The sequence below is a fragment of the Undibacterium sp. 14-3-2 genome, from assembly GCF_016595265.1.
In the GTDB taxonomy this organism is placed as follows: domain Bacteria; phylum Pseudomonadota; class Gammaproteobacteria; order Burkholderiales; family Burkholderiaceae_D; genus Undibacterium; species Undibacterium aquatile.
The window spans coordinates 556,175-571,847 of sequence record NZ_JAENGS010000001.1 but is presented as its reverse complement, the minus strand read 5'-3'; the positions used below and the strand labels follow the sequence as shown (position 1 = coordinate 571,847).

Annotated in this window: 13 protein-coding genes; 5 read left to right on the top strand and 8 right to left on the bottom strand. The window is 49.3% G+C overall.

Annotation, left to right across the window (positions count from 1 at the left end; all coding sequences use genetic code 11):
* Positions 1–82: 82 nt before the first annotated feature.
* From Undi14_RS02505 to Undi14_RS02495, 3 genes are read right to left on the bottom strand one after another with little or no spacing between them, the layout of a single operon-like run.
* Entirely contained in the window at positions 83–484 is a 402-nt protein-coding gene (locus Undi14_RS02505) for a GtrA family protein (RefSeq protein ID WP_234030371.1), read from the bottom strand.
* Entirely contained in the window at positions 484–1,431 is a 948-nt protein-coding gene (locus Undi14_RS02500) for a glycosyltransferase (RefSeq protein ID WP_200177798.1), read from the bottom strand. Before Undi14_RS02500 ends, Undi14_RS02505 begins: the two co-directional genes overlap by 1 nt.
* Complete coding sequence (locus Undi14_RS02495) at positions 1,428–4,016, bottom strand: hypothetical protein (protein WP_234030370.1); 2,589 nt, start codon at positions 4,014–4,016, stop codon at positions 1,428–1,430. Before Undi14_RS02495 ends, Undi14_RS02500 begins: the two co-directional genes overlap by 4 nt.
* Positions 4,017–4,507: 491 nt before the next feature.
* Between Undi14_RS02495 and infA the strand changes: the two genes are divergently transcribed.
* Positions 4,508–4,771, top strand: a complete 264-nt coding sequence (gene infA / locus Undi14_RS02490) for a translation initiation factor IF-1 (protein WP_186896270.1) — start codon at positions 4,508–4,510, stop codon at positions 4,769–4,771.
* A 126-nt stretch (positions 4,772–4,897) separates the two neighbouring features.
* Here the strand turns inward: infA and mdcG are convergent, their stop codons facing one another.
* The 3 genes from mdcG to Undi14_RS02475 form a co-directional block, all read right to left on the bottom strand.
* Positions 4,898–5,581: a malonate decarboxylase holo-[acyl-carrier-protein] synthase gene (mdcG, locus tag Undi14_RS02485; RefSeq protein WP_200177796.1), complete on the bottom strand. Its 684-nt coding sequence runs from the start codon at positions 5,579–5,581 to the stop codon at positions 4,898–4,900.
* 12 nt (positions 5,582–5,593) lie between these two features.
* A complete protein-coding gene (locus Undi14_RS02480; protein ID WP_200177795.1) occupies positions 5,594–7,120 on the bottom strand; it encodes a biotin-independent malonate decarboxylase subunit beta in 1,527 nt (508 codons plus the stop codon).
* Between the two features lie 74 nt (positions 7,121–7,194).
* Positions 7,195–8,475, bottom strand: coding sequence for an HD-GYP domain-containing protein (locus Undi14_RS02475; RefSeq protein WP_200177794.1), 1,281 nt, complete (start codon positions 8,473–8,475; stop codon positions 7,195–7,197).
* A gap of 182 nt (positions 8,476–8,657) precedes the next feature.
* On the opposite strand from Undi14_RS02475, the gene Undi14_RS02470 reads away from it, so the two are divergent.
* Both Undi14_RS02470 and Undi14_RS02465 read left to right on the top strand, forming a co-directional pair.
* On the top strand, positions 8,658–8,993 hold the full coding sequence (locus tag Undi14_RS02470; protein ID WP_186886138.1) for a metalloregulator ArsR/SmtB family transcription factor: 336 nt from the start codon (positions 8,658–8,660) through the stop codon (positions 8,991–8,993).
* 49 nt (positions 8,994–9,042) lie between these two features.
* Positions 9,043–10,152 carry a 6-phosphofructokinase gene (locus Undi14_RS02465; RefSeq protein ID WP_200177793.1) on the top strand — a complete coding sequence of 370 codons (1,110 nt, stop codon included), beginning with the start codon at positions 9,043–9,045 and terminating at the stop codon, positions 10,150–10,152.
* A 58-nt stretch (positions 10,153–10,210) separates the two neighbouring features.
* On the opposite strand, the gene Undi14_RS02460 is transcribed toward Undi14_RS02465, so the two are convergent.
* Entirely contained in the window at positions 10,211–11,521 is a 1,311-nt protein-coding gene (locus Undi14_RS02460) for a hemolysin family protein (protein ID WP_200177792.1), read from the bottom strand.
* Between the two features lie 294 nt (positions 11,522–11,815).
* Between Undi14_RS02460 and Undi14_RS02455 the strand changes: the two genes are divergently transcribed.
* Positions 11,816–13,843 (top strand): site-specific recombinase, encoded by a 2,028-nt coding sequence (locus Undi14_RS02455; protein WP_200177791.1) that lies wholly within the window; start codon positions 11,816–11,818, stop codon positions 13,841–13,843.
* 135 nt (positions 13,844–13,978) lie between these two features.
* Positions 13,979–14,611, top strand: a complete 633-nt coding sequence (locus Undi14_RS02450; protein ID WP_200177790.1) for a YitT family protein — start codon at positions 13,979–13,981, stop codon at positions 14,609–14,611.
* Here the strand turns inward: Undi14_RS02450 and Undi14_RS02445 are convergent, their stop codons facing one another.
* Positions 14,612–15,616, bottom strand: coding sequence for a GlxA family transcriptional regulator (locus Undi14_RS02445; RefSeq protein WP_200177789.1), 1,005 nt, complete (start codon positions 15,614–15,616; stop codon positions 14,612–14,614). It lies immediately after the preceding gene.
* Positions 15,617–15,673: the final 57 nt, after the last annotated feature.

The following is a 15,673-nucleotide window of genomic DNA, read 5'->3' as shown; positions in this document are numbered from 1 at the left end:
TACAGCCCAGGTTACACTGTCAGTACCGATCCGGTTCCCCAATTGCAATCACGGAACGCTTGTTTGATCTCCCGTATTGAATTTATATGTGCTTTTTTTGTTTCGAGTACAGCACATATTTCAGGGAGAGAAAGTTAATCGTCATACTGGCAACACTGCCCGCAGCTACCGCCCACACCGGGTATTTCTGCATATAGGAAAACCAGTGAATCAGCGCTGCATACGTCAGATAATTGATTGCTCCGCCACCCAGCATCAGCCAAAAATAACGGATGAATTCAAGAACCGGGGAAACGCCCGAGGCCTTCTGATGAAACGTGAACTGCCGGTTCAGTAACCAGGTACAAAACACTGCCAGAAAAAATGACAGTGCACGTCCCAAGTAATAGCCAAGGCTGTCTTTTACCAGATATAAAACACCGGCATCGACGACGAAGCCAACAGTACCTGCAATCGCAAAACGCAGTAATTCTTTTTTCACCATTACGCGTCGTACCGCTCAGCAAAACGGGCAACCGACAAATAAGCAAGGCGTTTCATTTCATGCCGTCCGCGGGTGACATTGTCGAGTAATAAACCGCAAAGAAGCGACAATAAGCCGGACAACATCACACCTACGCTCAAAACCGCTGTCGGCAATCGGCGCACCAACCCGGTTTCATAAAATTCCAGAACCACCGGACCAATTAAGCCTAGCGACAGCAATGTCAACAGCAGACTGATGATGCCGAAAAAAGCAAATGGTCGCTCCATCATATAAAAACGAATAATGGATTTCAGAATACGAAAGCCATCGCGGTAAGTAGAGAGTTTGCTCTCGGATCCTTCCGGGCGGGCACCGTAGGGAGTCGTGACCTCGCCATACGGCATACGCAATTCCAGCGCGTGTATTGTCAGCTCAGTTTCAATTTCAAAGCCCTTAGTCAATGCGGGAAACGACTTCACGTAGCGTCGGGAGAATGCACGGTATCCGGATAACATATCGGTGAATTTGCCGCCAAAAACACTCCTGACAGCGCCTGTTAACAACTGATTACCCCAACGATGCCCTGGGCGATAGTTTTCTGCCTGCCCCTGATCGACGCGGCAACCAACAACCATATCCAGATGCTCATTCAACAGCTTCGCTATTAATTTGTTGGCGCAACTGGCATCGTAAGTTGCATCTCCATCGACCATCAGATAAACATCTGCTTCGACGTCGGCAAACATGCGGCGCACGACATTGCCTTTACCTTGCAAGGGTGTATCCACCACAATTGCACCTGCGGCAGCCGCCACCTCTTTCGTTTTATCACGGGAGTTATTATCAAACACGTAAATACTCGCTGCAGGAAGCGCAGCCTGAAAATCACGGATTACTTTCGGCACCGTTAATTCTTCGTTATAGCACGGTATCAGAATCGCTATCCGGGGTAACAATTTGGTCATTTTTTTAATTCGCAATAAGGTAAATCTACTGGGTTATTCAACAATACCCGACGGCCTGTGCCGACGTCATGCGATACCAAGCAAAGTGAGGAGATTTTGCCAGTCACTGGAATGGACAGAGTAAATCCATTCATTGCCGGAACCTGATTATTCGTGTTAATCGGTAAATCTGAGCGCATCATCATTTCGTGCACAGGCGCACCATTTGCCCCCGGACTAACCATGATTTCGAGTGCATGCTCTTGCAGTGGCGCTTTCCAGGCAGCCCATCCTGTCAATATCAGTTGCTTGCCCTTCGTTGTTTCGACGTTGAAATAACCATCCTTTTCGTTTGGCAAGGAATTGAATGTGACATAGTCAGCCGGCAAGCTGAGTTTTTTTTCGTTCAAGTCGCAATAAGGCAAACCTTCTGGATTATTCAACAAGATTCGACGACCAGTCGAGACGTCAAGTGATACGAGGCACAGCGAAGAGACGTTACCATTCACTGGAATGCGCAACGTAAACCCATTTAATGCGGAGACCTGGTGATTGGTATTCATCGGCAGATCCGGGCGCATCATCATTTCATTTTTGGGTTCGCCAATGGTTACAGGCGTAATCATGATCTCCAGAGCATGCTCTTGCAACGGTCCTTGCCAAGGTGCCCATCCTTTCAGCACAAGTTGCTTATCATCCTTAATTTCAACTTTAAATGCACCATCTTTTTTATCGGGCAAAGAACTGAAATTTACGTATTGAGCTGGTAAATGACCAGCACTACTGAAGTGACTGAACGGCACCCTTATCACGTCCAGTTGAGGGGAGTCAGGTTTTTCAATTTCACCAGTGAGATGAATGTGAGAATACCGATTGAATACGTGGTTTAGCTCCGCGGCCGATAGCTCTGGAAATTGCTTGCGCCAGAATTCCAAATGAGGAACGGGGGTAACGTGACTTACCGATAGAAAACCCATTCCATTTGCCGTGGCACCGGGTAAATCCTGAACGGCAAGCACACCATTATTTGCTGACGCTAATGCATCATAATTCCGGATTATTTCATTTTTTTCGTGATTAAAAATCGGCCATGCTGGCTGCAACGGATTGAAACGTCCAAATAGCAGTGCAGCAAGTATCAGAGAAATAGTAACTAATCCGTGGTGAGGCTTAAACCATTGCCTGCGAACACCGGCATAAACCATCACTAGCAGGAACAAAAATACGAGTTCTTCAGCAATACTCCTGTCTTCAGGACGTTTGATGCAATACCAGGCAGACAGAACAATCGCACTCAGAATCACGCCTCGGAGAAGCGACAATTTCAAGCCAAAACTGTTCGCGGCAACGAACATCAGGCAAGTCAGCAATACCCCTCCTGCGAACTGCATCCGTGCAGCCTGCACATGATTCCACAGCAACGGCTTACCAACCCAATCAGGCAGAGGTAATAACATCCATGCTGCCATCATTAAAAAACCGGTCCCCAGTATCAATAAACGCAAACGAGTTTTTTGATCACTCCATGGATTTCGCCAGTTATTGAAATCCAGAAAACAAGCGATCAGCAAGTAGTAATACATCCCAACCGTGCCCAACTCAGAAATATTGGCTGCGATAGTCGGCTCATATTCCCAGTGAAAATTCAATGCGGGGAAAAACCATGAAAGAAAAAAACGATCAAACGTATGATTGCCCCCTACGCTACGACCACCGGGATACACTGTTTGTGCTGTTGCCTGCAAATAATCCCAAAGATATGCTGCCGTCGTTAAGGAGGCCAGGCCTGCAACTAAAATCAGAATCACGCAGGTTTTAAATTTGAATAATTCTGGCCTGTACGCCAGTAAAAGTACTGCCCCGGTAAATGCAAGAGAGATTTGTATAGGCGGATAGAAGTCAACCAGTAACCAGCAAACCGCCAGCCAGTAGAGCAGCAATGCTTTCGCCCAGATGGAAATGCGCGAGAACAAAGGTAGAATCACCCATGGAAAGAAGGCAAATATCGGCCCTTTCTCGCTCCACCAAAATTGTGCAAAACCAGTGAAATACAAACCGAAAGACAAACCGTAGGCGATTACCGGACTTGCTCCCAACTGCCGAAATAAAAATGCATAACCAAAAATAAATAAACTAAATATGGCATACCAGTGAAATGAGTATGCATAGGCAGGATTCACGAATTTGTACAACCACATCGTGGGCTTAAAAATAATGCCCCAATCCATTACTGGCAAACCGTAATTAATCCGCAAATCTTCTTTGTATAACGAGGTCTGGTTATAGCGTTGGAAATGATTATTCACCGTCGCTTGTGTCAGCGGCGTCGCCACTATCCATTCGTCGCTGCGAATAGGACGTGGTTTTCCAAGGTCGGGACCACTTGCGGAATAACCAAAAAAGTGTTTCAGCGCTATACCGTAAGAAGATGGCGACCAAGTGTTGGCAACATACAATATCGCTGTCAGTAAAAAAACTACAGTGGTAATCCTGTTCCAACGATGCCACAGCCTGTTATTCTGTTTTACTTCTACTTCTGCAGAAAAAGATGAGAAATTACCCATAAAGATTACATTATTTATAATGACAGAATCATACACCGACATTATTGGACTTGGCACCTGCCTGAATGCTCCAGATCTCAGTTAATGGAGAACGATCCCTCGCATTGTCCATTTAGGTGTGAAAATTTATGATCGCTCTCAGCCCTGTCTGTAAAAGACAATGAGGTAGTGATTATGAAAAGGAAAATCTGAGAAACGACTACGACCACCTAATCAGGGTATAATCTCTCGTTAAAGTGAGTTAGTCCAATTATCAAAAAAATTTTCCGGCATCCGTTATCCTCTTCCGTCAGCTTAGTACTTTACGTCAATTGGTGGCTCTTGCCTGTGCTGATTTTCCGGATATGTCTTTACGCTCTGACGTAAATGCCATACAAGTATGGCCAGCATAACGATCTTTTTCTCTTAAATGCAGCGGATACGCTGTACGAACAATAAGTAAAACCAGCTCCTGCAATGAATGTCATTGCAGGACTATATCAACTGCCGCAACAGCGACAGTACCTAATCATTAATATGAATGTGAACCCACAATGGCAAAAGAAGAACTGTTAGAAATGAGCGGCCTGGTTGAAGAAGTTTTACCGGACTCCCGCTTCAGAGTGAATCTGGAAAATGGACATCAACTGATCGCCTACACATCAGGCAAAATGCGTCAGCATCACATCCGCATTCTTGCGGGAGATAAAGTAACACTGGAAATGTCGCCTTATGATTTGACTAAAGGCCGCATCACTTTCCGCCATATTGAAAAACACAGCGGCTCAGGTTCTGCTCAGCCACGCCGTCGTTACTAAACTGCAGGTGCGTTGAAATAAGCTGTCCGGACTGATCCAGGTAATCAACTCGTCGAGTGATGAGGGCATTCGGAACCGAATCAGTCTTTGCTTTGAACATGTCTGTATTTTGCCATTCCGGCAAGGCTAAGTTTCATGCAGACTTTCTGTCAGCACATGTTTGGGAAGTAGCCGGGCCTGATACATGTCTTTCACCAGAACAAGCTGATCCTGCGCAGCGTCCGGCACCGAATCGGATAATAACCACTCCTTCCAACTGACTGCCTGCCCACGTGGAAAGATGACTTCACCATCCAGCGGCATTTGTTCACGATAACGCTGCAATAAAGTCAGTCCGGCAACAAGATGTTTGTGGTCCTGCGGACGAAACAGGATGTCAATTCTGGAATTCGTATCGAGATAATTTAATCCCGTCAGAAACTGCAACGCGAGTGCACCATACACGCGTAAGCGCACACCGGCAGCCGTTGCCTCCAGATTCAGCTCTCGTAAAGCTGTTTGCCAGGCAACAGGCGCCACTGGAATTACCGTGCTCAGCGATAAGCTCGACTGATGCTCTATGATGTACTCGACTCTGGTTCTGGCAAATATGTATGGCTTACGTCCATCCGTCAGCGACAGGTCAAATCCTATACAGACTTCATCATCGGCGGCGTCCGCATCCCGGCGCAACACCACAGCTGGCCACTCCTCACGTTGCCAGCGTTGCAAACCCTCGCTATTTTGCGTTTGCCTGGAAAAAATGTCGCTCCATGCCTGATCAGATAACCACACCAGATCGTGACGCTGAAATTGTTCAATCTGATCCAATTCAATACTGCCTTAACGTTTAATATCTGCAAATAATACGGCATCAACGACTTTTTGTGCCATAACACGCCCACCTCGTGCGGTGCCGTGCGACATACGTAAATCTTCATTGGAAATATCTGCGAATGCGGTCATCAGACAAAATGCCAGATTATTTTTCCAAATTTCCTGTCCCCCCCCCATGCGCAGATAGTTTTCAGGGCCGGGCGCAAAAACCGGATGAGATTGCGCCAACCCGGCAAGCGTTTCCAGTGGGATTTTCATAATGCGCGCCATGGCAGATAAATCCATGACTCTGATTATTGACGAAGGTAGCGCGTAGCAAGCATCTGCCATCATACCGCTACTGACAAAACCTCCGGATAAGGCCTGCCCATAGACCAAAGCGATGATCTTATGTCCGTTTCGCCGCGCTGATTCTATACATTTTCCCAGATGCGCCATATATCGTTGGAGGCCCAGCATTTCATCCCTGCGACGCAAACGCTGCCCCGTCGTATCGACCAGCAACAAAATCGGTCGCTCCGGATAATCACGCATCGTCATCAACACCAGTTGTGCCTGCTTCAGAGCGATTTCCACTCCGATTTCGGTGTGATTTGTCGTACCAATAACGCTGATGGTTGCGCTATTCATTTGCGCAGTGCCTGATAACAACGAGTTTGCTTCGGCGATGTCATATCCCTCAGGAAAAAGCTGTGCCGCCAGATGACCCCATTCCGGCTCAGGCTTCCCGACTCTGCAAGTATCGGCGTAACCAGTATCGCCAATCGCTAGTGGGAATGTCGCTAAGCGCTGCGTCAACATTGCATGTTCTGCTTCAAGTGAGCTGAAGCCCGATACTGTCTGCCTGGTGACCGTCATTGCCTGTGCCGCCGCTGTTTTAAATGCGGCAATCGTATCGTCCACCAGCATCTGGCAATCGCCACTACGATAGCGATGTTCGCCACCGTTGACTTGCCATACCAACGCACGATCTCTGGAGTCAAATTCCTCAACACCATGCACAGTTTCAATGACTCTGGGCCCGGACATACCCAACCGCGCCTCGGTCGACATGACGAGAGTATCCGCGCAATTGGCGACGATGCCCATACCGCCAAAACATCCATGCTGGCCGCCATTAAGTACGATTACAGGAATACCGGCTGCACGCACCGCCAATACTGCCCGCATCAGCTCAGAAACTGCGATCAAACCCGCGTTGGCTTCTTGTAAGCGCACACCACCAGACTCAGCGAGAAGTATCACCGCCACCGGTTTTTCCAGTAGCGCTTTGTGCAATAAGCCAACTAATTTGGCACCATGAATTTCGCCTACCGCACCGCCCATGAAATTGCCATCCTGCACAGCAGCGAATACCATTTTTCCGCACAGGTAGCCATACCCGATGATGACGCCATCATCAAATGCAACCGGAGTATTCAGGTGTGGCAAATGCGGACTACCCCATGCAGGTGATGCGGGTAGCAATTCTCGAAAATCTTCAATGATGCCGTTTATGCGTTGCCTCGCAGTCGCATGCAGATAACTGGTCATGTCTTTATCCGGATAAATTTGCCGCTCTTGCTGCGCTGTGAGCAGCTGGGAATCAGTCTCTTCTGACGGACGTATCAGGATGACTGTCTGGCGTTTTTCTGGGTATCGAAGAAATAAGTCATGCGTTTGCGTGGGCTCAGATATTCGTATATTTCAGGTGCAAGCTGCGCCGGCTTGAGACTGGCCTCAATCTCGAGAACCGGCTCATGAACCAGATCAAGAATAATCGCCTCCGATTTAGGGACACTAGGATCATAGATCAATACACTGGGACGTAAAGGCTTACCAGAATTGACAGCAACGACCATACCGTAAGTGCCATCAGATAACCGGACTATCGTTCCGGGAGGATAAATACCCATACTGCGGATAAACAGATTCAAAGCAGCAGGGTCAAACTGCTTGCGCAGATGACCGAACATATGCGCCATCGCCTCGTAAGGGCTCATGGAATCTGCAGGATTAGGGCAATTACACAAATTATCGTAAGCATTCGTTATCGTCACAATACGCGCCAGCGGGGAAATTTTATCGCCCGGCAAAGCACCCGGATAACCGCTTCCATCCATATGTTCGTGATGCAGATTGATAATATCCAGCACCTGTTTTGGCAAATGTAATTTTTCAGCAATTTGCTGACCATAAAAAACATGCTGTCGCAATAAATTCTGCTCAGCACGCGTCAATTCAAATGTCTTATTAACAATCCGGTCAGGAATCTCCATTTTTCCTATGTCGTGAAACAGGCATCCCATACCCATCAACTTGATATCATCGGCGGAAAAAGCGAGTTCTTTCGCCAGCATCATCGTCAGCACAGTCACATTCAGCGAATGGTAATAAGCCTCTTCACCAGCAATTTTGTCATTCATCAGATGGATCGCGATATCCTTATCAACGAGCAGAGACTCCAGCATCTGTTGCACCAGTTCATCGGCTTGCCGGACGGATTCTTGCGGGCGGGCGAACAGGTTCTTCGTAATATTTTTTAACGTCCCTGCTGCTTTCAGCAATTCCTTTTCACACTCGGCAATAGCATTGCGCTCTTTCAGAAGACGATCAATCCGCGCGCGCTTTTCTTTGATTTTCTCAAGTTCCTCGGGCGTCGGCAGGGCTACTTCTGCAACGGGTGCGTTGGCCGATGGCGGTGGCAGAGGCCGACAATCCGACTTGTACGGATTCACCCTGATCGTTTTCAAACCTAACTGGCGAAGTGCCAGAATTTCCTGTTCGTTTTTTATCTTAAAACTGTTCAACGCAAAGGAATGATCAAGCCAGGAAATATCGAGATGAACATATAAGCCGACACACAGTTGTTCGACCGGAACGTTCACAGTAATTGGGGTAGCGCACATGTTGCAGATGAAAAGTATGAGTCAGGCTATTTTAACAGCCTGACAGCTTGGAATGACCGCGGCACTGTGCTTTCGTGCTGAGCTCTAAGAGTAGCCGCTGGCATCCGCTTCTCTGGAAGGACACCTGCATTACGCATTGAAATGGTATGATTGTCGCTTTAGAAGCGGAGCTTACTACTGTGATGGAAGGCTTGTCAGATCAGGCGTTGACGCAAGTCGCGCAGTATTTCTCAGCGTTGGCAGAGCCAACGCGTTTGCGCATTCTGAATTGTCTGCGCGATGGCGAACTGAATGTTGGTGAACTGGCTGAACGCTGCCAATGCTCTCAGGCGAATGCCTCACGCCATTTATCGACGCTGGCAAAACACGGACTGGTTGAACGTCAGAGTCGTGGTACAACGGTGTTCTACCAGATCGCCGATCAATCCGTCTATGACTTATGTGATCTGGTCTGCGGCAATGTGGCCCGACAACTTGATGCGCAAGCAGCTTTGCTGGGATCAATCAGAGGCAAATAGTGACCTGAGCACAATCTGATCCGCTTCATTGGTATCACAGAGGAAATTCATGTCACATCCTATACGACGTATTGCCATCAGCACAGGCGGTGGCGATGCTCCGGGTTTAAACGCGGTCATACGTTCTGTCGTTTTTTCCGCTGAAAAACGCGGCTGGGAATGCTTCGGTATCCGCGAAGGCTTCAATGGCATATTACGACCGGATCGCTATCCGGTTGACGGCATTACTAGACTGACGATGGCACAAGTCGATCATATCGGTCACCTTGGCGGAACAATACTGGGAACCACCAATCATGGGAATCCTCTTAAGTTCGCCACCACCATGCCAGACGGCAGCGTGACAGAAACCGACCGCAGCGGGGAAATACACGCAGCGCTGAAGGCAATGGATATTGATGCCTTAGTCTGCATCGGCGGCGACGGCACATTAACGATTGCCAATGTGCTTCATCAGCAAGGAATGCGCGTCGTCGGTATTCCGAAAACCATTGATAACGATCTCGATAAAACCTTTACCACATTTGGCTTTGACACCGCCGTCGCCTTTGCGACCGAATGCACGGACAGGCTGCACAGCACTGCCGATAGTCATCAACGCATCATGGTGGTAGAGGTCATGGGGCGTTATGCCGGCTGGATCGCATTGCATACCGGCATTTCTGCAAATGCACACGCTATCCTGATACCGGAAATTCCTTACGATATTGAAAAACTGGCGGCCCACCTGATCGCCAGAGACCGTGCCGGTCATCACTATTCCATCGTTATCGTGGCCGAAGGTGCGAACCCATTGGGTGGCGAACGCGTACTGCATGAAAAAGCGGGAGCCGGCTATGTGGAAAGACTGGGTGGTATAGGCGAAAATCTTGCGCAGGAATTACAGAGAAAAACCGGGAAAGAAGCCCGCGCCGTTGTGCTCGGTCATCTGTTACGCGGCGGTAGTCCGAGCGCCTTCGACCGCGTTTCTGCGATGCGCTTTGGTACTGCTGCAGTCCGGGCATTAGATGAAGGGCATTCCGGCATCATGGTGGCACTGGCATATCCGGACGTGAATTATGTCGCACTGGAAGAAGTGGCAGGACGGATGAAAAGTGTGCCGCTGAATGGCGATATTGTGCAGACCGCGCGCGACCTGAATATCTGTCTCGGCGACTGAATTTCCTACTATATCCGACTTCGCATCAGCACGTCACAGCCTGCTGATGCGACACTTATCACGATACGGCAGCCTCTTTTTTGGGATAAATCCTGACTAGGACGATGCGTGGGCCATTCATCTTTTTGACCACGGCGTCAAAACGGTCGAACTCCACCTTCTGTCCTTCGACCGGCAAGTCGCCTAATTTCTGCATGATCAAACCACCGATCGATTCGACTTCATCACTGTCGAGATCAAAGCGCAATGCCATGCCCAGCGTGTACAAAGGCAAGCTACCTTTTCCTATGAGGGTGCCATCATCCAGCAATGTCCAGTCGTTTTCATTCTGCCGGAATTCATCGCGAATCTGACCAACCAACGCGCCCAGCAAGTTATCCAGCGTTAAGAAACCGACTGGCTTACTGCCTTTATGTCCGACGATCGCGAAATGCGGTGCACCTTTACGAAAGCGACGGAACAGCTCCAGAGCGGGCATATTCGGCGGCACAAATTCTACCTGACGCAAATGTTTACTCAGATCATCCAGCGGTTTGCCGGATTGCTGCGCCAGAAATAAATCCTTCAGATGCAACATACCCAGTACCGTTTTTTCATCTTCATCAAAATACGGATAGCGGCTGAAACGGTTACGTGCTGCCGTCTCCATGTTTTCTTCCAGGCTGGCGCTTTTGTACATCGCCACCACTTCATTGATCGGGCGCATCAGATCAGAAATTTCCAACCCGCCGAAATCGAGCACCTGCGCCATGATGCTCCATTCATCGCGTATTTCTTTGCTGCCGCCATGACTGCCACGCAAAATCAGCTTCAGTTCTTCCGGTGAATAATGGCTATCACTGCCATGCGCAACATCCAGCCCCACCCATTTCAGTACCAGATTCGCACTACTGTTGAGTACCCAAATGACCGGGTACATCAGCCAGTAGAATGCATATAAAGCGGGAGCCGTCCACAAAGACACTTTTTCTGGCATACGAATTGCCATCGATTTCGGCGCCAGTTCGCCCACCACAATATGCAGGAAAGAAATGACGAAGAAAGCAAAAAAGAAGGAAACACCGTGAATAATTTCAACCGAAGTCACGCCCAAAACGTGGAACAAAGGTTGTAATAAATTTGCAAACGCAGGTTCGCCTATCCAGCCCAGACCCAGCGATGCGAGGGTAATACCTAGCTGGCAAGCAGAGAGATAAGTATCGAGATGCTGATGTACCTCGACTAACAGTCTGCCGCGCAAGCCTGAAGTTTTGGCAATACTGCGAATACGGGTCTGGCGCAGCTTCACCAGTCCAAACTCAGCCGCCACAAAAAAACCGTTTAACAACACCAGTAATAGCGCAGCTATCACTAACAATAAATTATCCAACGCAAAACCTTGGTTATGAACACGGCATTACTTTAGACTAGTTTGCAACCATTTGCATGCAAATGCCTGTGAGTCACACAAAAAATGGAACTTTTCTTGGTTTTTCCCGGTCTATCCTGTCACACCTCACAGGTAAAGCCGATTGATTCAAGTATTGAACCAGCAGCTGGCACCGGCATCTTCCTCCTCCATAGCCCTGCGTTCATCGCGAATAGCAAGAGATGAACCCGGCAACATGACAAATCGTGCAAAGTACGCTACAAGTTGTCAGCAAAAAAAATTAAGGAGAATCAAATGTCTTTCGATATGATTCTGGCAGAAATAAAGTCCAGCCTTGCATTAACACCTGCATATAACGACATCAGCCCGCTGCGCCGCTTAGTGGCACAAATACGGCCACGGCAAGCAACCGACAAGCAAAGAGCCACCGATAACATACGCGCGCTGTGCTTTGTGTTACGCCAGCATCCGGCATGGCGCAAGGCGCTGCGCGAATACGTGCTACAAGTCATCAGCAGCCGCACTCTGGTCCATTTACTGACGGACACCGGCATCACCCTGAACAATGGCTTCTGGGGCGCCGCCTGGCAAAGATTGATCAATAAATTTCTGCCGCCATTAGTCAACAATGATTATGTGAAAGACATTTTCGGGCAGATCTTTGATGACCCTTCCGATCAGGTCTGGGTCAACGCCTTGGATGAAAGTACCTGGCAAGATCTGATCGACAGTATCGGTTTTCGTACCTCAAAAGCACGACAGGCGCATGCGGCGTTGGCCAACGAAATTCTGAGTGCCGTACAGGTATTGTCGTACCGGATAACCAATATCGGACTGGAAGCAGAGCTGGTACGTAATTATCCTGAGATCGAAAGATTCGAGTCGCCGTTTCTCCGGCAAAATGACGAAATCAATAACTACGTGATCAGTTATCGCACGTGGTTAAACGACTGCACAACGGCACGTGAAGATAACAAGCATATCGAAATTTTGTTATTGCAGTGTGACGATATCGTCAACCGGATACGGAAAACCGCCGCTGTCGCAGGGGTTTCTGTCAGCCTGACCCGCTTGCTGTTGCGCCTGACGCAAAGCATGCACAGGTTGCGCAGTCTACTGGATTTACTCGACAGCACGGACGCCAACGAAGTGTCCTCAATAGCCATACGCTTATTCAAAGAGCTCGTCAGTGCCGACAACAAACGGCACAGCCTGACCGACCTGATGCAGACCAACACCGAATTACTATCGCTGCAAGTGACAGAACGCGCCGGGAAAAGCGGTGAGCATTATGTGACCAATAATCGCAGTGAATGGATGGCGATGCTGCGCTCGGCACTCGGTGCAGGTTTTATCGTCGGCTTCATGGCAACGATAAAAATCCTGTTCAGTAAATTAGCGCTTGCCCCGTTTGGGTATGCGGTTCTGTTCAGCTTGAATTATTCAACGGGTTTCATGTTGGTACATGTACTGCATTTTACGATTGCGACCAAACAACCGGCGATGACTGCAGCGCTGATCGCCCGTGCGATCGACGAAGGCAAACAAAAGCTCGATGAGCTGGTCGAGCTGATCGTACGCGTCTTCCGCTCACAGTTCATTGCCATCATCGGCAATATCGGCTTAGCGATACCGACGGCCTACGTCATTGCGTGGGTCTGGCTTTGGATGACCGGCAGCCATTTAGTCACGCCGGAAAAAGCTGAACATCTGCTGCACGATCTTGATCCGCTCAACAGTCTCGCGCTGCCGCACGCCGCAATTGCCGGCGTCTGCTTATTTTTATCGGGATTAATTTCAGGCTACTACGATAATAAAGCCAGTTATGGGCATATCCCCGCCCGCTTACGCCAACTTGCCTGGCCAAGAAAAATATTCGGTGAAGAACGTCTGCACCGCATCACTGATTACATCGGTGACAATCTGGGCGCACTGGCCGGAAATTTCTTCTTCGGCATCATGCTAGGCACCATCGGTCAGTTGGGTGTTTTCTTCGGGCTGCCGGTTGATATTCGCCACATCACTTTTTCCAGTGCCAATTTTGCTTTTGCACTGGTCGGCCTGGATCACCATATCAGCTGGCAACTGGCACTGTATTCATTGCTGGGCATCTTGTTGATCGGCATCGTCAATCTTGGCGTCAGTTTCAGTCTGGCAATGCTGGTTGCGCTGCGTTCGCGTCGCGTCAGCTTTGGTCGCGGTAGTACCCTGGTGCATTTGTTGTGGCGCAGGTTCCGTTCCGGTGGCAGAGATTTTTTCTTTCCGGGCAAAGAGCAACACCCGGAAAATCAAGCGCCAGAACAACGCGATCAGCAACATTAAGACGTCTCGTCCGGGTCTGTTATTGATACAACTCAAGTATCCGGCTCGCAGCAGTTTCCAAGCATCGTGAAGCTGCTGCGAGTGCCGGATCAGCAGGTACAATAAGCGTCCTTTCCGGTTCCAGCGCTTCCCATCATGTCAACGCAGCCCACACCATCCAAACGCTTTATTCCGCACAGTTTACTGGAAGACGTGCTGGCGATTCTGACCGGTACGCTATTTGTCTCGCTAGGGATCGCGCTGTTCAATCAGGCCGGTTTACTGACCGGCGGCACAGCTGGGCTGGCATTCCTGATTCATTACCGCACAGGCTTGTCATTCGGCAGCGTCTTCTTTCTGGTGAATCTGCCGTTTTACTGGCTCGCTCTCAAACGTATGGGATGGCAATTTACACTCAAGACTTTTTGCTCGGTCGCCCTTGTCTCTTTATTCTCGGGACTGCATCCTAAACTGGTACATCTGGTCGATGTGAATATGCTGACGCCGTTTTATGTTGCCCTGATTGGTGGCTTACTGATGGGCGTTGGATTTATCGTTTTGTTCCGCCATCAGGCCAGCCTTGGTGGGATTAATATTCTGGCGCTGTACCTGCAACAGACGCGCGGTATCCGTGCCGGAAAAATACAAATGGGGCTGGACTTCGTCATCGTGCTGGCGTCACTCGCTGTCGTCACACCACTCGCTCTGGCAGCCTCAATACTCGGTGCTTTTGCTCTGAATCTGGCTATCAGTCTGAATCACCGCCCGGGTCGTTATATGGCAATGTGATCACTTCGTCGCACGCAGTCGGGCGCGATAATCTGTCGGCGAACAACACAAACGTTTTTGAAATACGCGACGCAAATGATCGTCGCTGGAAAAGCCGCAACGCGCTGCAATGGCTTTAACGGGCGCATTTTTTTCCGCATTGTCTGCCAATAATTGACAGGCAAATTCGACACGCGCTGCTTCGATAAATTCCAGGGTACTGACACCGACTTCCTGTTGAAACAAGCGACTGAAATTGCGCAGACTCATCCCCGCCATCTTAGCCAATTGCGCAACTGGTAAGCGTTGATGCAGATTCGCCATAATCCACTGCTGCACATCGCGGATATTCGATTGCGCTGTTTTCTGACTCAATAAATGCGTGCTGAACTGGGATTGCCCACCCGGTCGCTTCAGATACACGACCATGTCGCTCGCGACTTCCAGCGCCAGTGCATGACCGCAATCGGCCTCAACAAATGCGAGTGCCAGATCTATTCCTGCAGTAACACCGGCTGAGGTCCAGAGATTGCCACTGCGGATAAAAATCGCATCCGCATCCACCTGAACCGCGGGGAAATCCTGCTGCAATTGCGCGGCAACGCTCCAGTGCGTCGTCGCATGTTTGCGATCCAGCAGCCCCGCCTGCGCCAGAAAAAATGCACCAGAACATAAGGCCGCCAGCCGGTTTACCTTTGGCGCAACCGCCGATACCCAATCAATAATTGCCGGGTTTTCCAGCAGCGCACCATTGATATGACGGGAGCCGACGATAATCGCGTCGTCAGGCAGCGCCAAGGTATTCAACACCTTGGTCGCATCCAGACACATCAGCGTATCGGAACGCACCATGCCAATCTGAGCAGCGGCAATCTTTACGTCATATGCTGCAGGCTTGCCCTGTCGCTGCAAATGAATATTCGCATATTCAAAAACGGACATAGGACCGATGGCTTCCAGTGATTTAAAACCGGGATAAACCACAATATCCACGGTTCTCGGCAAGTGGCGTTTTTCTGACTTCATGAAGGACATCCGGTGAATGAAACGACGACATGATAAACGCGATCACGATTACCGTCA